We start from the raw sequence: 24,836 nt of genomic DNA on the forward strand, positions 1-24,836 counted from the left end.
GATCAGTCTTTATGACTTTCTGATTCTTCAATTGAGCTTTCAGGTGCCGCTGGGGAATCCGGAGTCAGAGTGCTTTTGTTAAGCCCTGAATAAACGGGACACCATCCTGAATAAGCTGTGGCTATCAATATCATGCCCACTATTATTAACAGTATCTTCGCGGTAAAGAGTGAGGCTAAAACCAGAGCCGCGCCGCCAAACATGCGATATTTCTTTTCCGGAACGCCGATGTTGTGTTCAAATTTAACCATTCGCTTGACATCAAAATTCATTATGATCACCCCTCATTAGTTTTTTTATTAAAATTATTGGCAACTGTTATTCCTGAAAGACCATTGCTTCTCCGACGCAGAAGACGGTTAGCGCCTATCATGAACAGTTACAGTTTTGAGCCTTTTACAAACATCATTAACAATGGTTAATAGGTTCAATAGTGCCCGAATCAAACCAGGCACACCCAATATTGATGACTATAAATCATCGATCTGATTTCCAACAACAAACCATTAATGCCGTTGGTAACCGAGTGTAATTTCACGCGAAAAATTTACCCGGCATTTCTTCAATTGGCCCTCAAATATACACAGCTAAAAAAAATGTGCAAGCGATAACAGATGGACATTACAAATATCATTGATCCTTTAAACGATGCCCAGAGACAAGCTGTTTCTGCCCCCCTTAAGCCTATTTTGGTGCTCGCAGGAGCGGGCAGCGGCAAGACCCGGGTTTTAGTGCATCGCATTGCCTGGCTGATTCAGGTGGAAGGTGTGTCGCCGCACAGCATTTTGGCGGTCACATTTACAAACAAGGCGGCAGCGGAAATGCGCACGCGTGTTGAGAGCCTGCTAGGTATTTCGGCGCGCGCCATGTGGATTGGTACTTTTCACGGCTTGGCGCACCGGCTATTGAGACGCCATGCGCAACAGGCCGGATTGCCGGAATCATTTCAGGTCATGGATTCGGATGATCAGCTCAGAGTCATTAAACGGATTTTAAAGAGCTTGAATCTGGATGATGCGCGCTGGCCGCCCAAACAAGCCCAATGGTATATCAATGCTCAAAAGGACGAGGGTGTTCGTGCCCGGCATATGGCCGATACCGGCGATTTTTATCTTCGCCAAATGTTGGCGGTTTACCGGATGTATGAAGAAATTTGTCAACAATCGGGATTGGTAGACTTTGCCGAGTTATTGCTGCGAGCTCATGAGTTGCTGAGGGATGTTCCTGATGTCTTGGCGTTTTATCAATCACGGTTTTTACAGGTGCTGGTCGACGAGTTTCAGGATACCAACACCATTCAATACGCTTGGTTGCGACTTTTAACCGGGGGTAAGGATAATCTGTTTGTTGTAGGCGATGATGATCAGTCCATCTATGGCTGGCGCGGTGCCAAGATAGAGAATATCTATCAATTTCAACAGCACTATCCGGGGCATAAGGTCATTAAACTGGAGCAGAATTACCGCTCCACCGGACACATATTAAAAGCCGCTAACCATGTGATTGCCCGCAACGAAGGACGGATGGGGAAAGAATTGTGGACCGACTCCGGTCTGGGCGATCTGATTTCACTGTATTCGGCATTCAACGAACAGGACGAAGCCTATTTTGTCGTGGAAAGGATCCGAAAATGGGTGAGCGAAGGCGGAGCGCGCAGTGATATCGCGATTTTATATCGCTCCAATGCGCAATCCCGTCAGTTCGAAGAACGGTTGATGAACACCGGGACGCCTTACCGCGTTTATGGGGGCTTACGCTTTTTCGAACGAGCCGAGGTTAAAAATGCGTTGGCTTATTTGCGGCTGATTGCCAATGCTGAAGATGATGCTTCATTTGAGCGTGTAGTCAATACACCGACGCGGGGCATAGGCGCAAAATCGCTGGATGATTTGCGTCTGTTTGCCCGAGATCAACCCTTGTCGTTATGGCAGGCAACCGAAGCATTAATTGCTCAGCAACGGTTGACACCCAGGGCGTCCGGGGCTTTGGCGGGCTTTCTGAAGCTGATCGGCAAAATGGCGGCAGAGACCGCATCCTTACCGCTTTTTGAAAAAGTCAAATGGGTTGTCGAGCATTCCGGTTTGCTTGAATTCTATCAAAAAGAAAAAGGTGATAAGGGTGAGGCTCGCGTAGAAAATCTGGAAGAGCTGGTCAATGCGGCGAAAGCCTATGTTTTTGATCAGGATAACGAAGAACAAATGGGCGAGCTCGATTTATTTTTGGCTCATGCTGCCTTGGAATCCGGTGATATGCAGAGCGGCGATTTCGAAGACTGTGTTCAGCTGATGACGCTTCACTCTGCCAAAGGACTGGAATTCAATTTGGTTTTTGTCGTGGGGATGGAAGAGGGTTTGTTTCCGTCTCAGCAATCAGTCGAAGATGCCGGACGTTTGGAAGAAGAAAGACGCTTATGCTATGTAGGCATGACCCGGGCCAAGAAACAATTGATTTTGACTTATGCGGAATCACGGCGTATCTACGGACGTGAAACCAATCCCAGGCCGTCGCGGTTTTTAAAAGAGATTCCTGCCGATACACTGCAGGAAGTGAGGCTAAGAGCTCAGATAAGCCGTCCGGTTACAGCCGTTTCGACCCTGTCTGATGCGAATAAAGCGTCCGCTTCATTTAGGTTGGGCCAGCGGGTTAGTCATGAAAAATTTGGGGAAGGTGTGGTGTTGCAAATTGATGGCAGTGGCGATCAGGAACGGGCGCAGATCAATTTCAGCGATGCCGGAATGAAATGGCTGATGCTGGCTTACGCCAATCTTCAGCGGTTGCATTAATTAGGGTCTTACAATAAGGGCAAACGCATTAAAGCACTGTAGAAAATCAGATAGTTAAAATATCCCTTTTTCCGGATCAACTATAAGATTTGGTTTATTTGAAACTTAAAAAAGGCTTCGTGTCGCTATCGCGACGCTTAAGTGGAGTCGGTTCGCGGACCGACAACCGCGATACTGCTACGAAACCCATCCTTGGGTTTCGCCCTTCGGGCAAGCTAAAGCTGTTCAAAATCGATCCCGCCGATTTTGTCTTTGCTTGTCCAAAGAAAAGTATCCAAAAGAAAAGACACCCGGAGGCCGCTGCATCCTGCGCGCTGACGATTTTACCGAGGGTTTTCGGATGGGCTATCCCTAGCCCTCCGAAAACGAGCGGCAGCCCTGCCGCTCCCCTAGCGGGCTATTCTCGGCAAAATCGCCAGTGCTCGGCGCGGCCTAACGGGACCCAGGGAAGATCACCATAAGTTAAACCAAATTGACTATGCGTTTTAAGCAACCGAATAACATATTGATATATTAATTACTTTAATGCGTTTACCCTGGTCTTACAGTAGCCTGGCCGATGGAGAAAGCGTAATTCTGATATTATTTACCCTGCTATTGTAATGAAACATTAAGATTTCTATGTTTTAATCACTGCAAAAGGTAGGGAAAATCAAATAATATCGCATTAATAGAAGCTTTTTTAGTACTGAACAAAAAAGTTTCCGGATTATAAAGGGACGGCGTAATCATCGGATAGTGCCCGAATCAATCATATCCCCTAAAGATATTCTGTTCTGAAAACATTCATTTTTATGGCCGGTTAGCAATTCTGCGATTTAATAAAGAAAAAATTGCTATAGTGTTTGTACTATTCATTTGTCAATGCGCACAACACACTCCCGGCCAACGCGCTCTAAATGTTCACTATTTTAGTCATTTGGAAATAAATGAGTGTTAAGCGTCAGAAATTTGCTGTTTAACCGGAAAAATCAACGATAAAGGGTTAGCTCTTTTCAACAGATTATCATCTGTCTTAGAAAAGACTTTATCATTAGCTATAATAAATTTTTAAGCCTGATCTTATGGAGCGTTCAATGCAGTTTAAGCCGTGGTTTTTTGGGTTGGTTTTTTCGTTGTTGCTGGTTGGCACAACTCAAGCAACAGCAGAGGAAGCGGGGTATGAGCCTGGGACATACAAAGTCGAGCCGGGTGATGTGTTAACTGTTTCCGTTTGGAAAGAAGAGGGTTTGCTGCAAGAAGTTCTCGTCAGGCCGGATGGCGGTATTTCGTTTCCTTTAGCGGGAAACATCCAGGCTCAAGGCAAAACGTTGGAGCAGATCGAATCTATCATCAGTCAGCGGCTGGCTGATTATATTGCCGATCCGGTTGTGACGGTTTCAGCCAAGCAATTGTTTGGTAATAAGGTGTATGTCATTGGTAAAGTCAATAAACCCGGCGAATATCCTATCAACAGACCGACGGATGTGATGCAGGGGTTAGCTATGGCTGCTGGAATGACGCCTTTTTCGGCGGTTAACGACATTGTTATCCTAAGACGCCACGCCGATGGACAACAAGAAGCCATTCCATTCCGTTACGGTGACGTCGAAGATGGAGATGATCTTCATCAAAATATAGTATTGCAACCTGGCGATGTGATTGTCGTACCTTAATTTTACAATTATTCAATGACGGTAATGGTTGCCCGAGGGATAGTTTTTTGAATATGACGTCTCACCTTCTAAGAACTCCGATAGGAACGGTTCTGCTCGTTCTGGCTTTGCTGCCTTTTCCGGGGCATGCAAGAGAATGGTATGCGCAGCCGTCTTCCAGTTTGCGCACTTTTTATGATGACAACTTATTGCTTAGGCAGAGCGATGATAAATTTGAGGCATTCGGTGCGACGTTATCGGCCAAGTCAAAATTCGGGGTGCGCTCCGAAATTTACGATATTGCTGGCGACGCCAGGGTCGACATCAATCGTTACGAAGCGAGAGACAACATCGACAGTGAGAATTTCTTTTTTAATGGCTTTAGCACTTACAACTTGACCGACAGGAACCAGTTCGGGCTGAAAGGCAATTACACGATGGATAACAGTATCATCAGCGAATTTGATGCTTCCGGTTTAGTTCAAGCGCTAGTTGATAGAACATCTTGGTCAATTGACCCCAGTTGGACTTATAGGCTGACTGAGCGAGCAAGCCTGACCGGCAGTTACAACCATACGGACGTGTCGTTTGCAGAAAATACCTCAAATAATTTTTTGACCAGCTATGCTACTGATTCTGCTACCTTAAATTACTCCTTGCAGTGGACTGAAAGGCTATTGTGGTACAGCGCGGTGAGTGCCTTAAGGTTTGATGTGCCCGAGACTACAACAAGTGTAACTGGTACGGTCCAGCTGCCAATTAGCGGCGGTTCCATAATTGTTCCTGGTATATCTGATACTACCAGCGGATCGGTCAGTGATATGTATACGTTCCAAACAGGCGTTCGGTTTAATATTACCGAGACCTGGGACAGTGAATTGATGGCCGGTGGGCGGTGGACAGAAGTCGAGAGTACGCAATTTCAAGTGTTCAGACCCTCCCCTGGAATTCCTATACAGCCGATAACCTTTGGTAGCACATCCCCTGAATCATCCAGCGGCCTGGGCTACCTTTTAACAGCCAGCACCACCAAGCGCTTTGAAAAAAGCTCGATTGGCGCCCGGTTCTACCAGGATGTCAGACCCACGGCTAATGGTGTGCTCCAGGAATATATGGGTTTGACGCTGGACGGTGAACACCGTCTCAATGAACACTTGAGACTCAATCTGACGGCTTCAGCCACGCAACAGACGTCCGCCGCTAATGAAGACCAGCCCAGTCGCTTTGACCGCGATGCTTATATGGTGGAGCCCAAACTCAGCTGGTTAATCGATAGACATATGACCTTAACTGGCGGCTACCGTTATCGTTCACAGGAATTTACTGCTAATAACTCAGGTATGCAAGAATCGAACAGTGTTTATTTTCTGTTCAATTATCAATGGGATAAATTTGCTATTTCCCGTTGATGCAGCTCCGGTATTGGCGTAACGCTTAAACACGATTTTTTCATTTATCATCCAACACAGACCAAAGAAGACAGCGTATGGAAGAAGAGAACACCAAAGGCTTGCAGGATTACGTAGCCATGTTTAAACGGCAACGCGGAAAGCTGTTGCTGATTGCCTCCGGATTGTTTCTATTGACCATCTTGGTGGCTATCAGTTTGCCCTCTGTTTACAAGGCAACGGCCACCATCCTGATTGAACAACAGGAAATCCCGCCCGATTTGGTACGTTCAACAGTAACCAGTTATGCCGACCAACGGATTCAGGTCATCAGCCAGCGAGTCATGACCTCATCCAATCTCAAACGCATCATCGACAAATTCGGTCTATATGTAGACGAACAGAAAGCTAATCCATTGAGCGTCGTTCTTGAAACGATGAAAGAAGATATTCAACTCGAAATGGTCAGTGCCGATGTCGTTGATCCGGTAAGCGGCAGGCCAACGCAGGCAACTATTGCTTTTACCTTGGCGTTCAGTAGTAAATCTCCCAAAATTGCGCAGGAAGTTGCCAATGAGCTGGTCAGCCTTTATCTTGATGAAAACCTGAAAAGGCGTTCCGAAGTAGCGGCTGAAACTACCAGTTTTCTTGGCCTGGAAGCCGCCAAGCTCAGTGAGCAAATTGCCAATCTGGAAACGGAATTGGCTATTTTTAAAGAAAAAAATGCGAGCAGCCTGCCTCAATTGCAAAACTTTAATATGCAGTTGATGGATAAAACCGAACAACAAGTGATTGAAGTTGATCGTCAAATCAATGCCTTAAACGAACGCAAAGTCTATCTAGAGGCAGAGCTATCCCAGTTAAATCCAAACACCAATATTTATTCTGCAACCGGTGAGAGAATTTACGGTTCTGAAGACCGTTTAAAAGCCCTGGAAGCGGAGTTTATTGCGTTAAGTGCGCGTTACAGCGGCAATCACCCCGATATAGCCAAAACAAAAAGGGAAATAGAAGCGCTGCGTAAAGAAGTCGGAGCAACCGACAATGGCGAGTTACTCACTCAATTGACCAGCAAACGAGCTGAACTGGCAACCCTAATAGACCGTTATTCGGAATCTCATCCGGATGTCAAAAAACTAAGAAAAGAAATAAGCAGCCTGGAAGCGCAGTTAAATCGGCCGCTATCCGTGTCGTTGCCCAAATCGACAGCCAAACCCGATAACCCTGCATATATTCAACTTAAAGCGCAACTGGAAGCGGCCGAAGCCGAATTAAGAGCTCAGCGTACTTCAAAAGAATCTCTGAGGCAAAAATTGGGTGAATATGAAAAAAGTATTCTGCAAGCGCCTCAAGTGGAGCGTGAATACCAGTCACTGATGCGAGATTATGAAAATGCGACGGTTAAATACCGCGAAGTTAAAGCCAAACAAATGGAAGCGGATATGGCTCAAGCCATGGAAAAAGACCGTAAAGGCGAACGCTTTTCGTTAATCGAGCCGCCGATGTTCCCTGAAGAACCTTTTAAACCGAACCGTAAAGCCATTATTTTCCTGGGTTTGATTCTTTCCATAGGCAGTTCGTTTGGTTTTGCCGTGGTCAAGGAAAGTCTGAGCAGTGCCATATTCGGTTCCAGGGCGGTTTTAGCGGTTACCGGCCTGGCCCCTCTGGTGGTCTTGCCCTATATCGAAACCGATGAAGATATTTCAAAAAATCAAAGCACAAAATTGAAGATTATTTTTTCAATAATCGGGGCCCTCATTGCCGTCATCCTCTTTTTTCATTTTGTAATAAAGCCATTGGATGTGCTCTGGTATGTCGTAATGAGAAAGTTAGGTTTGGGTTGATTTTTTAAGCAGTTGGTTAGAAAAAACGGGTAATTTTCGGAGCAAGCGTTGGTTGGGTTAGTGATAGACGTAACCCAACTTTTGGCCTGTAACGTTCTTAAGCTAAGAATTAAGTAACCATCAAATTCATCAGGAAAGCGAATGGAAAGAATACATAAAGCGCTTGAAAAAGCGCGAGAACAAAGAAATCGGCCCGGTAACAAGCCGCAACCGCGAACCGGCAAGCCGAATTATGTGACCGCCGCTGCTGTCCAGGAAATCAAATATACTCAAACCCAGACAGTAGAAATATCCCAGCAATTACTCAAACAAAACCGGGTCGTTGCGCATCTTAAAGATAACGAAACGGCAGATTTGTTCAAGATTTTAAGAACCAAAGTATTACAACGGATGAGCATTAATGGTTGGAATATGCTGGCGGTTACCAGTCCTACTGCGGGCGTTGGAAAATCGCTCACCGCTGTCAATCTGGCGATCAGTCTGGCAATGGAAGGCAATCATTCGGTGTTACTGGCGGATCTGGATTTACGGAGGCCGAATATTCATCACTATTTCGGGATTTCCTCGCCTAAAGGCATCGTCGATTATTTCACCGATGACGTGCCTATCAATGAGTTGTTTATTAATCCCAGTATTGAAAGGCTGGTGCTCTTGCCGGCGGGCAAGCCGATCAGACAGTCGTCCGAATTGCTGGCCACACCAAAAATGTTGAATTTGGTTAACGAGCTGAAAAATCGCTATTCAGATCGGTTGATTATCGTCGATCTGCCGCCGTTGATGAGTTCCGATGACGCAATGGTTTTTTTGCCTTATGTGGATGCCTGTTTACTCGTGGTGGCTGAAGGTTTAACGACTAATCCCGAGATAGAACGGAGCTTACAGTTAATCGAAGAGAAAAAATATCTGGGATCAGTATTGAATAAATCTGCTGAAATCTGGTCACCCGCAGCGTATTAGCCTATGTATCAAGACTTTTTCGGATTCAAAGAAAAACCGTTTTCACTGACGCCCGATCCTGATTTTTTATATTTGAGCAAACAGCATAGGACAGCACTAAACATGCTCGAATACGGTTTGCACAGTCAGGCCGGTATTACCGTCATCAACGGTGAAGTCGGGTCTGGTAAAACCACGCTGGTCAGACGGATTCTTCAGGAAATAGATCAGGACATTACGGTAGGCCTGATATCAAACGCACACAACGCATTCGGTGATTTACTGCAATGGGTGCTTAATGCGTTCGAGCTCGATACCTCCGCTACCGACAAGGCTTCACGGTATCAGACGTTTGTCGACTTTTTGGTAAGTGAATACGGTCAAAACAGACGTACAGTTCTCATTATTGATGAAGCCCAAAATCTCGACATGCAGACGTTGGAAGAATTGCGGTTACTTTCTAATATAAACGCTGATAAATATCTGTTATTGCAGCTTATTCTGGTAGGGCAGCCGGAACTGCTGGAATTGATGCAGCGGCCCGAATTAAGACAGCTCGCTCAGAGAGTGTCTGTCGACTACCGCTTAACACCCCTAAAATACAAAGAGACGCTTGAATACATCCAGCATCGATTGGCTGTAGCCGGTGGGGCAACAAACGTTTTTGACAAATACGCCATGGCGGTTATTTATTACTACAGCCAGGGTATTCCAAGACTCATCAATACCTTGTGTGATTTTTCACTCGTTTACGGTTTTGCCGAGGAAATTCAGCCCTTGACGATGCCGCTGGTGCTGGATGTCATCAGAGATAAGCTGCAAGGAGGCATATTTCCTGCTCCCGAAAAAGAAACCAACGAAATGTCAAAAGTAAGAGCGCTGATTTTGCAGCAAAAAAATATCGATATTGGCCTGTTGCAACAGGATGAGGACGAAGAGGAATTAAAATCCTTATAGCGGCTGGCACCTTCAAATCTGCTGCGACTTGCCTATATTTTAGAGGGCATGGAAGCTTAGCTCTGAGCGACTAACCTAACCATCGAAGTGTTCAACTTTCAAAAAGGCAATCTGTTGGGTTACGGCTATCGCCTAACCCAACCTGCATTGGATACTTACTAAATTTCTTATTTAAATCAAAACTTTCAGGATGTTATATGGCTAAAACAGCATTAATTACCGGCATTACCGGACAAGACGGCGCCTATCTGGCTGAGTTTCTGCTCAAGAAAGGCTATGTCGTGCATGGGATCAAACGCCGCGCATCATTATTCAATACCAATCGAATTGACCACCTTTATCAAGACCCGCACATAGAAAATCGTAATTTCATCCTTCATTATGGCGACTTGGTCGATTCAAGCAATCTGGTGCGCATCGTTCAGCAAGTTCAACCGGACGAAATTTATAACTTAGGTGCGCAAAGTCATGTTGCGGTTTCGTTTGAATCCCCTGAATACACGGCCGACGTCGATGCTCTGGGAACCTTGAGAATTCTTGAAGCCATCCGCATTTTAGGGCTGGAAAAAAAGACCCGGTTTTATCAGGCTTCAACGTCCGAATTGTTTGGTCTGGTTCAGGAAATTCCGCAACGGGAAACGACGCCGTTCTATCCGCGTTCACCTTATGCGGTGGCAAAAATGTATGCTTACTGGATTACCGTGAATTACCGGGAAGCCTATGGAATTTATGGTTGTAACGGCATCTTGTTTAATCACGAATCGCCGTTACGGGGCGAAACCTTCGTAACCCGCAAAATTACGCGAGCTATCGCAAGAATTAAGCTGGACCTGCAGGATTGTTTGTATCTGGGCAATCTTGATTCCTTGAGAGATTGGGGCCACGCTAAAGATTATGTGGAAATGCAGTGGTTAATGTTGCAACAAGAACAACCGGAAGATTTCGTCATAGCAACCGGAGTTCAATATTCGGTAAGACAATTTGTTGATGCTGCCGCCAAGGAATTAGATATTGCTATCCGCTGGGAGGGCGAGGGTGTTGATGAAAAAGGGTATAACGAAGCCAACGGAAAATGCATTGTAGCGGTTGATCCGCGTTACTTCAGACCGACAGAAGTTGAAACGCTGCTGGGCGATCCAACAAAAGCCAAGGAAAGATTGGGCTGGACACCGAAAATCACCTTCCATGAATTAGTGGCGGAAATGGTCAGAGAGGATCTTAAAGATGCCGAGCGTGATGAACTTTGTCAGCGTCAAGGTTATAAAACCTTTAATTTCCATGAATAAACGGGCTATTTTGCTGACTTAAACCCTCTTAAACGAGTGAAATGCTATGGACGCGAACATTAATAAAGCGGTTATCGAGAAACAAACCAAAATCTATGTGGCGGGACATCGCGGGTTAGTGGGCTCCGCGATTGTCAGAAATTTGGAAGGTAAAGGCTATACCAATATTGTCACTCAAACCAGGCTTGAGCTGGACCTGATGGACTCAGCCGCAGTGAACCATTTTTATGATACCGAAAAGCCCGAGGTTGTTATTGATGCGGCTGCGAAAGTGGGTGGAATTTATGCCAATAATACGTATCCGGCTGAATTCATTTACAGCAACCTGTGTATCCAAAACAACCTGATCCATGGCGCTTATCAAGCGGGTGTCAAAAAATTTGTATTTTTGGGCTCGTCCTGTATTTATCCCAAAATGGCTCCCCAGCCTCTGAAAGAAGAATATTTGTTGACCGGTCCTTTGGAGCCCACCAACGAATGGTATGCGGTGGCTAAAATTGCGGGCATTAAAATGTGTCAGGCTTACCGCAAACAGTACGGCTTTGATGCGATCAGCCTGATGCCGACCAATTTGTATGGGCCCGGCGACAATTTTGACTTGCAGAATTCCCATGTACTGCCTGCGTTGATCAGAAAGTTTCATGAAGCCAAGCAAAGCAACGCCGAGTCAGTTGTAATTTGGGGGACGGGAACGCCGATGCGAGAATTTTTGTATGTTGATGATATGGCCGATGCGTCAGTCTACCTGATGGAGAATTACTCGGATTTGGATATCGTCAACGTGGGAACCGGTCAGGATGTGACCATTAGAGAATTGGCAGAAACGATACAGAAAGTGGTCGGTTTTGCCGGAAATCTCGAGTTTGATACGACCAAACCTGATGGAACTATGCGTAAATTGTTGGATGTTTCGAAATTGAGCGCCGAAGGCTGGCAAGCGAAAGTGCCTTTAGAACAGGGCATAACCCAGCTTTACGATTGGTATCAGAAAAATCTGGCTTAAAGAACAGTAGGCCGGGCTAGCTCGATAGAACTAACCCGGCAAAATTGCATGACTAATTCCTCGCTTCTTCCCCCTGGGATTGACAACAACTTTGGCGGTTATGTCTATACTTTCCGGAGTTTAGCCGAGAAGGTGGGTTAGCTTATAGTCGCGCAGGTTGGATCGGCTCGCAGAGCCTAACCCAGCAATCAAAGCTGAAAGTCTATCAGTTGGGTCAGACTATAGCTCTAACCCCGCCATCGCTGAATAATTACATTCACTTTAAGTTACACAGGAATACATCATGCAAGCATCAGAGACCAAAGTTTGCGTTATCGGTTTAGGCTACATTGGCTTGCCTACCGCTTCGTTGCTCGGTACAAAAGGATTTGAGGTATTTGGTGTCGATACTTCTGAGCATGTCGTCGATACCATAAATCAAGGTAAAATTCATATCGTTGAGCCCGATCTTGATATCTTGGTGAAGTCAGCGGTTCAATCAGGTAATCTCAAAGCAGGGCTTAAGCCGGTAGAAGCCGATATATTTATTTTAGCGGTGCCCACCCCATTCAAAGACAATCACATTCCGGACCTTTCCTATGTGGAAGCTGCGACGCGGGTGATTGCGCCTTATGTAAAACCCGGCAATATCGTTATTTTGGAATCGACCAGTCCGGTGGGAACAACCGATGATGTCGTGGCCAAAATCCTTAGGGAAAATGGACATAATGTCGGCAGGGATGTTTATGTCGCGCATTGCCCTGAGCGGGTGCTTCCCGGCAGAATTTTGACCGAACTAGTCGAAAACGACCGGATCGTCGGAGGCATTAACGCAATTTCTACTGACAAAGTGGTGGAGTTTTATCAAACATTTGTGCGGGGTGAAATTCTGGCGACAGATGCCAAGACGGCAGAATTAAGTAAGCTCAGTGAAAATTCATTCCGAGATGTCAATATCGCCTTTGCCAATGAGCTGTCCTTGATTTGCGATAAGGAAAATATCAATGTATGGGAACTGATCAAACTGGCCAATCGGCATCCTCGGGTTAATATCCTGCAACCGGGGCCGGGTGTCGGCGGGCATTGTATCGCTGTTGATCCTTGGTTTATCGTCGCTCGCGCGCCTGAGTATGCCAGGCTGATAAAAACAGCCCGCGAGGTCAATGATGCCAAGCCGCATTGGGTCATTGAAAAGGTAAAAGCCAGCGCCGACAAGTTTAAAAATCCCGTCATTGGCTGTTTAGGGCTGGCCTTTAAAGCCGATGTGGATGATCTGCGAGAATCCCCGGCGGTTGAAATCGTCAAACACATTCAGGAACAAAATATCGGTGAGGTGCTGGTTGCCGAACCCAACTTAGCTTCGCATAAAGAGTTTGATTTACTGCCTTATCAAGAGGTCATAAAAAGGTCCGACATTATCTTGCTGCTGGTTGATCATAAACCGTTCAAGAGCCTTAAAGCAGTGGAGCTTAAAGAAAAAATTCTGATTGATACGCGTGGCGTCATCAAGTAGAAATCCAATTGTCAGTCAATTCAGTTCCTGCAGGTCTCTGAAAAAACGTTCGTGGATAGTCCTTTAATAAGCTCAGAGCCAAGCACAATAGCCACTCTTCTTGCGGGAGAGGCTACAGGGTCAATGCCGTTAAGTTAAGCGTATTTTGTAGGAGCGTGCTATGCCCGCTCCTACATCCTTGCCTATCGATTCACTGCGATGGCTTTAACTTAAAGGCATTGAGGGGTGGATGAGGGGAATAAAAATTAAGGAAAACTGCTTTTTTACACCCTCATCCTAACCTTCTCCCAGAGGGAGAAGGAATACTAACTGATTTCTTAACTAACCAAAGTACATTCCGTCCATCAGACGGAAAGAGAGTAAAAGCATGACATTAAAGGTACTCACTGTATTCGGCACACGTCCGGAAGCCATAAAGATGGCTCCTGTGGTATTGGCGTTGCAACAAGCCCAAGGTATCGAATCGTTAGTGTGCGTTACCGCTCAGCACAGACAAATGTTGGATCAGGTTCTTAATCTGTTTGTCATAAAACCGGATTATGATTTGGATCTTATGGCACCCAATCAGGATTTGTTTGATATTACGGCCAAAGTGTTACTTGGCTTACGCGATGTGCTCAGGCAGGCCCGCCCTGATGTGGTGCTGGTGCATGGTGATACGACGACGTGTTTTGCCTCCGGTCTTGCCACCTTTTATGAAAACATCAAATTGGGACATGTCGAAGCGGGTCTTAGAACGGGCAATTTGCGCGCGCCTTTTCCGGAAGAAGCTAATCGAACCCTGGTGAGCCGTCTAACGGATTATCATTTTGCCCCAACCCAATCCTCTAAAAACAACTTACTGGCTGAAGGTGTTAAAGATGAAGCCATTGTTGTAACCGGCAATACCGTCATTGACGCATTGTTGATCGTCAGGGATAAAGTGACGGCGCAGCCTGAAGGTGTGTGGCGTGATCATTTTGGTGAAGCTCTTTACACAACAGTGGTCAATAAGCAGCGAAAACTGATTTTGATTACCGGCCACCGGCGTGAAAATTTTGGACAAGGGTTTATCGATTTATGTAATGCGATTAAAGAGCTGGCACTAAAACATGGCGACTGGGATTTGGTTTATCCTGTGCATCTCAATCCGAATGTGCAAAAACCGGTCTATGAAATTTTGGCGGATTTGCCCAATGTCTATTTGATTGCACCGCTTGATTATGAGCCTTTTGTTTGGATGATGAACCAAAGTGATCTTATTCTGACCGATTCCGGCGGCATTCAGGAAGAGGGGCCATCGTTGGGTAAGCCGGTTCTGGTGATGCGGGACGTGACTGAAAGGCCTGAAGCAGTCGATGCCGGGACTGTTTTATTGGTTGGCACAAATAAAGAAAAAATTGTTAACGGCGTGGAAACGGTATTGCAGGATAAGGAGCTTTATGCGCGAATGTCAAAAGCGCATAATCCCTATGGTGACGGTAATGCGTGTGCCTTGATAGTCAAAAAGCTCCTGGAGAGATAGAGAGCTCTAGATTTTGTTACTATTCAGCGGAGCAACGAAACAAGGGTGATGCAACTTGTGGGTTGCGGTTGGCGTTTATTGTTGGTTTGTTAAAAGCGCTAACCCAACGCGGATAATGACCTTATTATTTAATGTAATTCATCAGCCCTCTTCCAAGTAAACCTGGCTTTGGGCATAATCTAGATGGACACATTTTAACCCTGGATAAACGGACAACGTCACGCCTGGAAGCAGGCAATCCCTGACGTTAAGCAGACTAAACGCAAGTTAGCCTAATAATTACTATTAAAACGGATTTAGGAAAGCAGTTAATAACCCCCCCCAAAATTATGGAAGTTTTATGAAATTGAATTATGCACTTTTGATCGCGGCAACATTAATTGCCTTGTTAATCGGCGTGATCTTTGGCGATGCCTTGCTTGCTATGGTCAACCGCTGGGAAAGCGAGGAATACAGTCACGGTTATCTGATACCGGTTATCTCGTTTTGGTTTGTCTGGGAAAACAGATCGGCTTTAGCCAAAATGCAATTCGAACCCCAATGGTTGGGGGTTGTCTTTGTCCTTTTAGGTCTGTTGATTGGTTTCGTGGGTAATTTGGCTACATTGTCCATCATTACCCAGTACGCATTTTTACTGGTTTTGTTTGGCATGTGTCTGACTTATACCGGCTGGAAGGGCATCAGACTGCTCTGGTTTCCTCTGGTCTATTTAATTTTCATGATTCCATTGCCGAATTTTTTATACAACAACCTGTCCTCAGAGCTTCAACTCATCTCCTCTCAAATCGGCGTTGCGGTTATCCGGTCCTTTGGCATCAGCGTATTTTTGGCGGGCAATGTCATTGACCTGGGTAACTTCCAGTTACAAGTGGTCGAAGCCTGTAGCGGATTGCGCTACCTGTTTCCTCTCGCCAGTTTCTGTTTCCTGTGCGCGTATTTTTTTAGAGCCAAATTATGGATGCGCATTTTGATTGTGCTATCAACATTGCCCATCACCGTATTTATGAACAGTTTTCGTATCGGTGTTATTGGTATCCTGGTTGATAATTGGGGCATTGAACAAGCGGAAGGGTTTCTTCATGATTTTGAGGGCTGGGTTATTTTTATTGGCTGCCTGGGCATTTTGTTTATCGAAATGTGGCTATTGGTCAAGATTTTTTATAAAGGTAAGAAATTTTCACAGGTATTCGTGATCGGCGCACAGCCACTGGACGCACTGGGTATTCCTGAAGAAGCAGAGCAGGTACATAGCGAGCAGCCGCAAACCTTTTTTTCCGGATTGCCAAAACCTTTTCTGACCGCCATAGTGATTTTAATAATTGCCGCTCCTATTTCACTGTTCGTGGGGGATCGTGAGGAAGTCGTACCCCAACGTTCCCGCTTTACTACGTTTCCTTTGGCGATTTCAGACTGGAAAGGTGTCGAAGTAGGCATGGGCCAGAAATACATCGACGAACTTAAATTCGATGATTACATCATTGCAAACTATACAAAACCGAATGAGGTCTCACCGGTCAATTTTTACGTGGCTTATTACGCCTCTCAGCGGCAGGGCGCTTCTGCGCATTCCCCCAAATCCTGTATCCCCGGTGACGGCTGGCGTATTGGGGAATTTACGCAACGAAGCTTACCGGGTGCAACTATGTCTGATGGCAGTCCGATACGCGTTAATCGTGCTGTTATTTCGAAAGGGGAAAGTAAACAACTCGTTTACTACTGGTTTCAGCAACGCGGCAGGAATATAACCAACGAATATCTGGTTAAATGGTACCTTTTCTGGGACGCTCTTACGCGTCAGAGAACCGATGGTGCGTTGGTCAGATTAGTTGTAGCATTGCCGGAAAGCCGTCCGACAGAGGAGGGCGATAAGATACTCGAAGCGTTTATTAAAGACGTGCATGGGCAGTTGCCAGGTTATATTCCCAACTAATTCTGAAAAAAAAGTCGTCAAACTTCCCATTTTTTAAAGCACTGTTCGCGTTATTAGTTGAAAATACAAGAGCATCGTTATTCCGGCATGGATTGCCCGAGCCGTTAGACCACGTTAGCGAATCCAGGTCACAAGGATGTGAAAGTCCAACGTCATCAATGGCTTCTGGACCCCGGTATTCTGTGCTGGGGCGACACCAACTTTTAACGCAAACATAGTCTTTTTTTAAAGAGGGAAGAAATTTCTTGTGATTTGTCGGGCGGGAATTGCGTAAAGTTATACCCATCGTAGATCGAAATTCAGCACCGGGATGCCCGTCTAAGGACGCCGTAAATACATCCATGTAGGCTCTAAGCCAGCATGAATGCTGGCAAAGCCTTTGCCGAAAACCCGTTGCCTCCTCTTAGGCACTGCCGAAATTTGAAGTGCGAAAGGTATATTTACAACCGGATCCAAATTCTGGTTTCTTGTATTTGGAGGGTAAAAGTGGTTTTAGCTTACCAGGAATATTACACACTTGATGACTATCAACATTGGGAAGGTAATTGGGAGTTAATAGCAGGAATGCCCTATGCTATGACCCCATCGCCGACAGTAACTCACCAAACGGTTGCTTTCAATGTTGCTGCAATGATTAAGGACAAGTTCAGCCATGACAAGAACTGCTCTGATGTTTGCTGTATTCTTATGGAGACAGACTGGCAAGTCTCCAATGACACAGTAGTCAGGCCTGATGTAATGGTTATTTGTCAGGATATTGATGAAAAAGTGTTGGTAACACCTGAGCTGATTATTGAGGTTGTTTCTTCAACGAGTACGAAGAGAGATGAGGTCATGAAGTTTGATCTCTATCAGCGAGAGGGTCTGCTTTACTACATCCTTGTTTATCCGGAAAAGCGTTTGGCAAAAGTCTATCGTAATGATTCGCAGGGTTTTAAGAAATCAGGCGATTATTGTTCTGAAACGGTTAAATTTGATATTAAGGCGTGTAGTTTTACTATTGACTTTGCTTCGATTTGGCGTTGACTAAGTTATTTTATTTCGATGTAGCTGTTCAGCGTAACAACTAAACGAAGGTGATGAACCGGGTAGATTGCAATGCCATTATTTTAAGGCCATTGCAAAGAATCGATTGACAGTAGTTTAGGAGCTGGCAATGCCCGCGAAGTAAAGTGGTTCAATGGGGGGCATGGACCGCTCCTACAAAATACGCATAACGACATAGGGTAGGCTGGGTTAGCCCGGGGAGTCTCACCTAGCAATCAAAGCATTAAGCTTCCAAAAGTCTATTTTTTGGGTAACGGCTACCGCTTAATTCAACTTACGTTGAAATAATTATATTACGACTAAGAAAGCGTTTAGCAAAAAGGCGACATGAATAAAACTCTCTTTTATTTTGTGCCTGTCCCTTAGTTTAAATCAGATCAAGTTCGTAACATTATTTCCTCACAAGAGGTGGCGCCATGACTACGCCTAGAAATTTTCCTACCCATTTGGCTGAAAAACTGGACGGCCTTCCTGAATTAGCGCTCGATTGTAATTTTTCCTGGAGTCATCGAGCCGATGCAATCTGGCAGGAGTTGGATGCCGATTTGTGGCAACAAACCCGTAATCCCTGGTTAGTGCTGCAAACCACCTCCAATAAACGCCTTGAAGAACTGGCTAACAACGAAACGTTCTGCAAGAATCTCAAAAGCATTGTCAGTGATTACAGGCAATCGCTGACTGAAGAGCGTTGGTTTCAACATGAACTGCAAGCGACCGCAAAATTCAAGCAAGTCGCCTATTTCAGCATGGAATTTGGCCTCAGCGAGGCACTGCCGATTTATTCAGGCGGCTTGGGCTTACTGGCTGGCGATCATTTAAAAGCATCAAACGATCTCAGGCTTCCGCTGATCGGCGTCGGCTTGCTGTATCAAAACGGCTATTTTCGTCAAGCCATCGATCAAGACGGCAATCAAATCGCGCTCTATCCTTCCAGCGACACCGGCGATCTGCCTGTTTGTCCGGTACGCAACGAAGAAGGCGAATGGCTGCGTATTCAGCTTTTTACGCCGTCGCGTTTATGGGTCCGTGTCTGGCAAGCGCAAATCGGCTGCATCAAATTGTATCTTTTAGACACCAATGATCCGATTAATCATCCGGTTGACCGCTGTATCACAACCGAACTTTATGGGGGCGGACCGGAACATCGCCTGACCCAGGAAATTTTGCTCGGCATTGGCGGTTGGCGTGTCTTGAGAGCCATGTGCATCAAACCGGACGTCTGTCATCTCAATGAGGGACATGCAGCATTGCTGGTATTGGAGCGGGCCAGAGATTTTATGGAAGAATTTCACCTGGATTTTGAAACCGCATTGGCCGTGACGCGTGCAGGCAATCTTTTTACCACCCACACCCCGGTTGAAGCGGGTTTCGACCGGTTCAGTCCGGAATTGATCACCCGTTATCTGGGACATTATGCGCAATCACTTAATATTTCCCTGGAAACGCTTATCAATCTGGGTCGTAATCCTCATGAACCGACCAGCGAACAGCCGTTCAATATGGCTTATCTCGCAATTCATGGCAGCGCAGCCATTAACGCCGTCAGCCGTTTACACGGTGAGGTAAGTCGGCGCATTTTTAGCCCCTTATTTCCAGATTGGCCTCTTCAGGAAGTACCGGTGGGGCATATTACCAACGGAGTTCATGTGCCGACTTGGGACTCAATGGATGCTGATGAGCTCTGGACTAATTTATGCGGTAAAAGCCGCTGGTATTGCGAACATGAAAATCTGGCGGAAAAGTTTGACCGTGTAAGCGACGAGCAAATATGGACGTTACGCGCCAAAAATCGCAGGCGCCTGGTTGACTATGTGCGCGATGAGTATACTAGAGAGCTAAATTCTCAAAGCATGATCTCCGAAACCGAACGGCAAGATCGCGTATTACGACTGTTCGACCCTAATGTTATGACCATTGGTTTTGCACGCCGATTTGCCACCTATAAACGACCTAATCTACTGCTTACTGATCCGGACCGGCTCGCCGCTATACTCACTAACCCGACACGCCCCGTTCAGCTCGTTATATCAGGTAAGGCACATCCTGCCGATCACCCCGGACAAGCGCTGATCAAAGCGTGGTATCAGTTCATGCGTCGGCCGGAAATACGCGAACGGGCAATTTATTTAAGTGACTACGATATGATAACCGCCGAATATTTGGTGCAAGGCGTCGATTTATGGATTAATACCCCGCGCAGACCCTGGGAAGCGTGTGGTACAAGCGGCATGAAAATTTTAGTCAATGGCGGATTAAATTTATCCGAACTGGACGGCTGGTGGGCTGAAGCTTACTCACCCGAAGTAGGCTGGGCTTTAAACGGCCTGGAAGATGAACTTGCAGATCCGGCACAAGCGGAAATCCTGTACCAACATCTGGAAAATACCATTATTCCTCATTTTTATGATCACGATCCGGTCGGTATTCCCCGGCGGTGGGTGAATTTTATACGGGCAAGCATGTCGACGCTGACACCCTACTTTTCCGCCAACCGGATGGTTCGTGAATATACCGAACATTATTACCTTCCCTTGGCAGCCAGCTATAACAAACGGATTGCCGATAATGTCAAACTGGGAAAAGCATTACAACACTGGCAAAAACGCATCAAAGAACTGTGGACAAAAATCCATGTGGAAAACCCGGTAGCCGAAAAAATCGAAAATACTTATCGCTTTAGCCTGATGCTCTATCTGGGTGATATTGAAGCAAACGATATTTGCGTAGAATTATTCTCAGAACCGGCAGAACAAAAAACGTTTGAACTGACCCCCATGCAAATAGAGCATGCAATTCCAGGTGCCGTTAACGGCTATCTCTACAGCGCAGTTATTGCCGCAAACCGGCCCATTTCTGATTACACGCCCAGAATCCGGCCGAACAATCCGGATTGCATTATCCCTCTCGAAACCGGGCTCATCCAATGGGTGAAAATACCAAGGTAAGCTTGATGCTTCAAATTAAGAGGGGGGCCAGAGCGATAGCTGTACGCCATATCCCCAATATGCCGGGCAATAAAATGAAGTCCGTTCACTCACAGGTTATCAGGTGTATCAATGCCTTATTTATATTGGCCGCAAACCTCTCAGTATGGCCGATGGTCAAAGCAGTGCTCAACTATAGTATCGTTATCAATTAGTGGACATGCGCGCTATTGGCTTTAGAAATTTAATCGAAAGTGATGATCCGAATGCTCTGATTTTATCGATCCTATGTAACTTTGAAGGCGAATCGCCAGATGACGTGCTGCGATTTATAATGACAAGGTTGCAAGAGTTAACCGGACAAGACGAAAAAATGCGTCGTGACTGTCTGCAAATGCTGGAAATTCTGACGGACAATCGGGCTCTTAGCGTCAATATCCAAGAGGCGTATGACAAGTTACACATAGATATAGAAAAACTGCCAAGTTATCAAAAAGGAATGTAGCACGGTTTTTTCGAGGTGAAAAACCGGTATAGAAAAGGGAATACAAAAAGGAATGGAGAGAGGCGTAGAAAAAGGGATAACGTCTGAAGCGAAGCCTTTGCTCCTTGGTGCCCTGAATAAGAGATTTGGTGAATGACCTCCAGCAGTATTTATCAATATCGACCAAGCCGATCCCCAGCAATTTGAACATTGGTTTGACAAGGCGCTGGACGCCGATTCGATTGAAATGGATTTTAAAGATTAAGACTCATGTTTAAAACCTTAAAGCTGTGTTCTCGTTCATTCGAATGTCAAAAGCAAGGCTCTGTTCGTGTGATTAGTTGAAAAGACATAAACGCCTTCATTCAGGCATGGATTACCGGAATCCAGGTCACAAGAATGTTAAAGTCCAACGCCATCCATGCCTTCCGGATCCTGGCAATCCGTGCCGGGGCGGCATCGACTATTAATGCGAACATAGTCTGCATCAATCGCGAACGATGCGGTTTACTGCGTTCACTGCATCCTACAAAAATTAGTCCACTGATCGGCAGCCGAGGCTGGTTGCGTTGCTGCCTTTTTGCAACCCAACAATCAAGGGCATGAGATTGTTTAGGATCTCGCTAAATATTTGACACCCTCACCGACCTAAAGAGACGGCGATTCCTGATTTCTCAAAAGTGATCTTGCTGTCGTCGCTTGTCAGGGTTTCCTGTTGCCGGTGATATTACTGCACACTCGCCTGGCTTGCTAACTGTCGGTGTCCCCGGCTTAGTACATTGATTGCGCCAACATGATCAGCGTTATTGCTATAGCCACATTCAACACAAACAAACTCAGATTGCGTTAATAGTGCTAAAGGGTATTTTCAATCGATACTGACCCCGTTGATTTTTGACAGTTCACCAAATAATAGCCAACACTTTAAACAAGTATTCGTGCGTGCTTATTTTATGGAAAAAAGGTTTGCAACCTCCTTGAAACAAGAGTTACGATTCTTATTTGTCGTTTTGAAGGGGTATGACTATGAGCAGATTTTTTGCCTTTATTTGCACCAACTTCAATTGTGCCGGTAAGACCCGCGAGGTTCTGTTAAAACATTTTAGAGGGCGATTGACGTTTACAGCCTTAATGCTTTGTTTGGCCAGTACGGCCAATGCAAGCATTTTGACGTTCGACCAAATCCGTCAAGTCGGTGTTGTTGTTCCTACTATTAGTGGCAATGACCTTGAAGACGATTACGGTGACCGCATTACCGATTCACCCATGAATGTGCCTGGCGGCCAGTTTACTTATGGAAATGGTGGTGAGGGGTTTACCCCGAACGTTATTACCAATTTTGTCGCTGGAAACGGCGCCAGCCTTTCACTTTGGCGTGACAGTTATGGCGATCTCACCAATGTTGCCTTTGGCAATAACCAATCGGTTTCACTCAATGTGCAGTTAATCGCGGATCCAGGGTATACCGTTGATCTGTATCATTTTGATTTGGCCGGCTGGTATCTGACAGACTATACCATCAATGCCGTCCGTGTGATAAGTGATGCCGGTACGTTATTCTCTCAGGACAACGTACTTGTCCAAGGGGCTAATGATGGCGGCCCCATGCATACAGCATTTGACTTTGCTGTACCCTTGAGTGGCACTGAGCTAACTATACAAATTGACCACGGCAACCTGGCAGTTGGCACGCAAGACAACATCGGTATTGATAATATTCAGTTCGGGCAAAATCCGCCCGCAGCTGTTCCCATCCCCGTCACTCTCTGGCTATTCGGTTCAGGGGTCATGGGTCTTTTGGGAATTGCCAATCGCAAAAAGACGTGTTGATGGTTTACGAAGGAATCATTTATGTGGGTTTTTAAGCCCATTCCAAGAAAAGGGCTCCACTAAACCAAGAATTATCGTGGTAGACGTGGAGTTGGACGAACGTCTGTTTATGCCTGTTTGTGCGTCAGTATTAGAAGTGTGCTTAACACCCGCTTTTGGCCGACAGTCGCTATTCATGATACTTGTCTCATAGCTCGGCACTTCGGAAAACCGGAACACCCCAAAAACTGCTTACCCTGATTTGCTCCACTTCGGGCCGTTCTCATTACCATCGGCTTGCCGCATTTATGGCATGAATTAACATCAGCCGGACGCTGTTTTTCCTCAATGATCGTTTTAACGTGCTTTACATGCTCCCGGTGCGTTTTGATCGACGGCTCTAACCGGCCGGATTCAATCTTGGAGTAAATAGCCATTATTTCACTATCGCTCAGGATCGGTTGCATTTTGCTATTGATAAACCGGATATAACCACCGGCGTTAACCACATTGTCCGGCATCGGCGTTTTGAATGTGCTGTCGCCGACAAAGACAACCAGCGAAAACACATTTCCAGGATCAAGCTCCAGCGCCGATTGCAGCGTCTGAGTATGTTTGTAATTTTGATGCAGTGGGTTCTGGAATAGGTTGGTATGCCGGTAAATCTTTTGGGTCCAGTTTTTTTGTTGAGGGCTGCCGAAAATCCAGCCTTTCATGTTCTTGGTTTCGATGACGAACACGCCATATCGGGACACGATGACATGATCGATCTGGGTGGTTCCGTCCTCGGTTGGGAGGGTGACGTTCTTGAACAACCGGTAGATGTTTTTGTCGAGAAAGAATTTAGCCGCCAGATTGACCTGAAACTCACCCAAAACGCCTTTCATGAATGGCGATTTTAAGAAGGCGACGAAGATAAGGAGGAGAATCAGCCACCAATAATCGCTTACTGATGAGGCAAAAGCTTGTATAAGAATTTGGGATACATCCATCAGTGCCTCGGGATTGGACGTTCGTTAAGCACAACTTTTTTACCATCAGCACCAATCCGGACCTGTTCTTGGCGGCCATTACGGCAACGCATGTAAGTGTTGTTCAGGACGCCACCGGCTTTGGCGATACATTCTTCTTTGCTGCCGGGTTCGATCGTAATCCATTGCGGTTGTTGCTTCGCCATGCTGTTGCCGATTTCTTCGCCAACTCCTGTGCCGAAACTGCCAATGATACTGCCAAGCTCTTTCAACAAGGATCCCTCGGCATGGGCAAGCGATGTTGCCGAAAGCGATAGAAAAACTATAACAAAATATCGTTTTTTCTTTGTCATTATCTCCACCTAAATATTTTTATTATCAGATAAATTCTTCTTCGTAAGTCTTTCCACTTTTGTCAAAGCCCTTCTGGTAATGAATGGCATCGCCAATAATCACATCAGAAACATCATCCGGATGAACAGAATTATATAAAGCCGCGAGATGTAAAGTCTGGTTACAGGAATCAATCAGTTTGCTTGCTTCGCCGTGCAGTAATTCCATCAGCCGATCGACGGCTTCCGCAACTGTTTCCGGATACCTTGAATTGTCCTGCAAAAATGTTGGCCAGTATTTAGTCAATTTAACTCGAAGGTGGAAGGGAAGGGGGAGTTAAGGGACAATATGACAAATTAATGACAGGGTTATCCACAGCTTTTGTGGATAACCGTATTGTTGATGATAATTTATCGCCCCGTAAGACGATCGAAAACAGCGTTAGTTACGACTTGCATTTAAGATTCACCCATAAGCAATTCCTGTGTTGTTTTCACAATGTTGAGTGTAG

Annotated in this window: 19 protein-coding genes; 15 read left to right on the plus strand and 4 right to left on the minus strand. The window is 45.7% G+C overall.

Annotated features, from left to right (window positions below; translation table 11 throughout):
* Positions 1-2 precede the first annotated feature (2 nt).
* Positions 3-272: a YgaP family membrane protein gene (locus GO003_RS09795; protein ID WP_159656602.1), complete on the minus strand. Its 270-nt coding sequence runs from the start codon at positions 270-272 to the stop codon at positions 3-5.
* A 342-nt stretch (positions 273-614) separates the two neighbouring features.
* Here GO003_RS09795 and uvrD point away from each other — a divergent pair, with 342 nt between their 5' ends.
* The 15 genes from uvrD to GO003_RS09870 all read left to right on the plus strand — a co-directional run bounded on the left by uvrD (position 615) and on the right by GO003_RS09870 (position 23,042).
* Positions 615-2,783: a DNA helicase II gene (gene uvrD / locus GO003_RS09800; RefSeq protein WP_159656600.1), complete on the plus strand. Its 2,169-nt coding sequence runs from the start codon at positions 615-617 to the stop codon at positions 2,781-2,783.
* Between the two features lie 1,076 nt (positions 2,784-3,859).
* On the plus strand, positions 3,860-4,438 hold the full coding sequence (locus GO003_RS09805; protein WP_206444676.1) for a polysaccharide biosynthesis/export family protein: 579 nt from the start codon (positions 3,860-3,862) through the stop codon (positions 4,436-4,438).
* Between the two features lie 53 nt (positions 4,439-4,491).
* Complete coding sequence (locus GO003_RS09810) at positions 4,492-5,826, plus strand: porin family protein (protein WP_159656596.1); 1,335 nt, start codon at positions 4,492-4,494, stop codon at positions 5,824-5,826.
* Positions 5,827-5,903: 77 nt separating this feature from the next.
* Positions 5,904-7,649 carry a GumC family protein gene (locus tag GO003_RS09815; protein ID WP_159656594.1) on the plus strand — a complete coding sequence of 582 codons (1,746 nt, stop codon included), beginning with the start codon at positions 5,904-5,906 and terminating at the stop codon, positions 7,647-7,649.
* A 141-nt stretch (positions 7,650-7,790) separates the two neighbouring features.
* Positions 7,791-8,606, plus strand: a complete 816-nt coding sequence (locus tag GO003_RS09820; RefSeq protein WP_159656592.1) for a CpsD/CapB family tyrosine-protein kinase — start codon at positions 7,791-7,793, stop codon at positions 8,604-8,606.
* A 3-nt stretch (positions 8,607-8,609) separates the two neighbouring features.
* Positions 8,610-9,542, plus strand: coding sequence for an ExeA family protein (locus tag GO003_RS09825; protein ID WP_159656590.1), 933 nt, complete (start codon positions 8,610-8,612; stop codon positions 9,540-9,542).
* Positions 9,543-9,739: 197 nt separating this feature from the next.
* Positions 9,740-10,828, plus strand: coding sequence for a GDP-mannose 4,6-dehydratase (gmd, locus tag GO003_RS09830; RefSeq protein WP_159656588.1), 1,089 nt, complete (start codon positions 9,740-9,742; stop codon positions 10,826-10,828).
* A 46-nt stretch (positions 10,829-10,874) separates the two neighbouring features.
* Positions 10,875-11,831, plus strand: coding sequence for a GDP-L-fucose synthase (fcl, locus tag GO003_RS09835; RefSeq protein ID WP_269144364.1), 957 nt, complete (start codon positions 10,875-10,877; stop codon positions 11,829-11,831).
* Between the two features lie 283 nt (positions 11,832-12,114).
* A complete protein-coding gene (wecC, locus tag GO003_RS09840; RefSeq protein WP_159656586.1) occupies positions 12,115-13,323 on the plus strand; it encodes a UDP-N-acetyl-D-mannosamine dehydrogenase in 1,209 nt (402 codons plus the stop codon).
* Positions 13,324-13,690: 367 nt separating this feature from the next.
* Positions 13,691-14,827, plus strand: a complete 1,137-nt coding sequence (wecB, locus tag GO003_RS09845) for a non-hydrolyzing UDP-N-acetylglucosamine 2-epimerase (RefSeq protein ID WP_159656584.1) — start codon at positions 13,691-13,693, stop codon at positions 14,825-14,827.
* A 340-nt stretch (positions 14,828-15,167) separates the two neighbouring features.
* The gene (xrtD, locus tag GO003_RS09850) at positions 15,168-16,757 is read left to right on the plus strand and encodes a VPLPA-CTERM-specific exosortase XrtD (RefSeq protein WP_159656582.1); all 1,590 of its coding nucleotides are present in this window, start codon (positions 15,168-15,170) and stop codon (positions 16,755-16,757) included.
* Between the two features lie 360 nt (positions 16,758-17,117).
* Positions 17,118-17,783, plus strand: coding sequence for a Uma2 family endonuclease (locus GO003_RS09855; RefSeq protein WP_159656580.1), 666 nt, complete (start codon positions 17,118-17,120; stop codon positions 17,781-17,783).
* A 437-nt stretch (positions 17,784-18,220) separates the two neighbouring features.
* Positions 18,221-20,749 carry an alpha-glucan family phosphorylase gene (gene glgP / locus GO003_RS09860; protein ID WP_159656578.1) on the plus strand — a complete coding sequence of 843 codons (2,529 nt, stop codon included), beginning with the start codon at positions 18,221-18,223 and terminating at the stop codon, positions 20,747-20,749.
* Positions 20,750-21,062: 313 nt separating this feature from the next.
* On the plus strand, positions 21,063-21,233 hold the full coding sequence (locus tag GO003_RS09865; RefSeq protein ID WP_231088922.1) for a hypothetical protein: 171 nt from the start codon (positions 21,063-21,065) through the stop codon (positions 21,231-21,233).
* A 1,005-nt stretch (positions 21,234-22,238) separates the two neighbouring features.
* Positions 22,239-23,042: a hypothetical protein gene (locus tag GO003_RS09870; RefSeq protein WP_159656574.1), complete on the plus strand. Its 804-nt coding sequence runs from the start codon at positions 22,239-22,241 to the stop codon at positions 23,040-23,042.
* A 173-nt stretch (positions 23,043-23,215) separates the two neighbouring features.
* Here the strand turns inward: GO003_RS09870 and GO003_RS09875 are convergent, their stop codons facing one another.
* The 3 genes from GO003_RS09875 to GO003_RS09885 are packed head-to-tail and all read right to left on the minus strand — an operon-like array spanning position 23,216 to position 24,631.
* Positions 23,216-24,013 (minus strand): nuclease-related domain-containing protein, encoded by a 798-nt coding sequence (locus GO003_RS09875; RefSeq protein WP_159659539.1) that lies wholly within the window; start codon positions 24,011-24,013, stop codon positions 23,216-23,218.
* Positions 24,013-24,345 carry a hypothetical protein gene (locus GO003_RS09880; RefSeq protein ID WP_159658049.1) on the minus strand — a complete coding sequence of 111 codons (333 nt, stop codon included), beginning with the start codon at positions 24,343-24,345 and terminating at the stop codon, positions 24,013-24,015. The genes GO003_RS09875 and GO003_RS09880 overlap by 1 nt, the downstream gene beginning before the upstream one ends.
* Before the next feature lie 25 nt (positions 24,346-24,370).
* Positions 24,371-24,631, minus strand: a complete 261-nt coding sequence (locus tag GO003_RS09885; protein ID WP_159658050.1) for a hypothetical protein — start codon at positions 24,629-24,631, stop codon at positions 24,371-24,373.
* Between the last annotated feature and the right edge of the window lie 205 nt (positions 24,632-24,836).

It is taken from the genome of Methylicorpusculum oleiharenae, from assembly GCF_009828925.2.
Taxonomy (GTDB): Bacteria; Pseudomonadota; Gammaproteobacteria; order Methylococcales; family Methylomonadaceae; genus Methylicorpusculum; species Methylicorpusculum oleiharenae.

Bases quoted from the DNA above. Each gene is read 5' to 3' on its own strand.
- GO003_RS09795 (WP_159656602.1), bottom strand. From the start codon at position 272: ATGAATTTTGATGTCAAGCGAATGGTTAAATTTGAACACAACATCGGC.
- uvrD (WP_159656600.1), top strand. From the start codon at position 615: ATGGACATTACAAATATCATTGATCCTTTAAACGATGCCCAGAGACAA.
- GO003_RS09805 (WP_206444676.1), top strand. From the start codon at position 3,860: ATGCAGTTTAAGCCGTGGTTTTTTGGGTTGGTTTTTTCGTTGTTGCTG.
- GO003_RS09810 (WP_159656596.1), top strand. From the start codon at position 4,492: ATGACGTCTCACCTTCTAAGAACTCCGATAGGAACGGTTCTGCTCGTT.
- GO003_RS09815 (WP_159656594.1), top strand. From the start codon at position 5,904: ATGGAAGAAGAGAACACCAAAGGCTTGCAGGATTACGTAGCCATGTTT.
- GO003_RS09820 (WP_159656592.1), top strand. From the start codon at position 7,791: ATGGAAAGAATACATAAAGCGCTTGAAAAAGCGCGAGAACAAAGAAAT.
- GO003_RS09825 (WP_159656590.1), top strand. From the start codon at position 8,610: ATGTATCAAGACTTTTTCGGATTCAAAGAAAAACCGTTTTCACTGACG.
- gmd (WP_159656588.1), top strand. From the start codon at position 9,740: ATGGCTAAAACAGCATTAATTACCGGCATTACCGGACAAGACGGCGCC.
- fcl (WP_269144364.1), top strand. From the start codon at position 10,875: ATGGACGCGAACATTAATAAAGCGGTTATCGAGAAACAAACCAAAATC.
- wecC (WP_159656586.1), top strand. From the start codon at position 12,115: ATGCAAGCATCAGAGACCAAAGTTTGCGTTATCGGTTTAGGCTACATT.
- wecB (WP_159656584.1), top strand. From the start codon at position 13,691: ATGACATTAAAGGTACTCACTGTATTCGGCACACGTCCGGAAGCCATA.
- xrtD (WP_159656582.1), top strand. From the start codon at position 15,168: ATGAAATTGAATTATGCACTTTTGATCGCGGCAACATTAATTGCCTTG.
- GO003_RS09855 (WP_159656580.1), top strand. From the start codon at position 17,118: ATGAATGCTGGCAAAGCCTTTGCCGAAAACCCGTTGCCTCCTCTTAGG.
- glgP (WP_159656578.1), top strand. From the start codon at position 18,221: ATGACTACGCCTAGAAATTTTCCTACCCATTTGGCTGAAAAACTGGAC.
- GO003_RS09865 (WP_231088922.1), top strand. From the start codon at position 21,063: ATGACAAGGTTGCAAGAGTTAACCGGACAAGACGAAAAAATGCGTCGT.
- GO003_RS09870 (WP_159656574.1), top strand. From the start codon at position 22,239: ATGAGCAGATTTTTTGCCTTTATTTGCACCAACTTCAATTGTGCCGGT.
- GO003_RS09875 (WP_159659539.1), bottom strand. From the start codon at position 24,013: ATGGATGTATCCCAAATTCTTATACAAGCTTTTGCCTCATCAGTAAGC.
- GO003_RS09880 (WP_159658049.1), bottom strand. From the start codon at position 24,345: ATGACAAAGAAAAAACGATATTTTGTTATAGTTTTTCTATCGCTTTCG.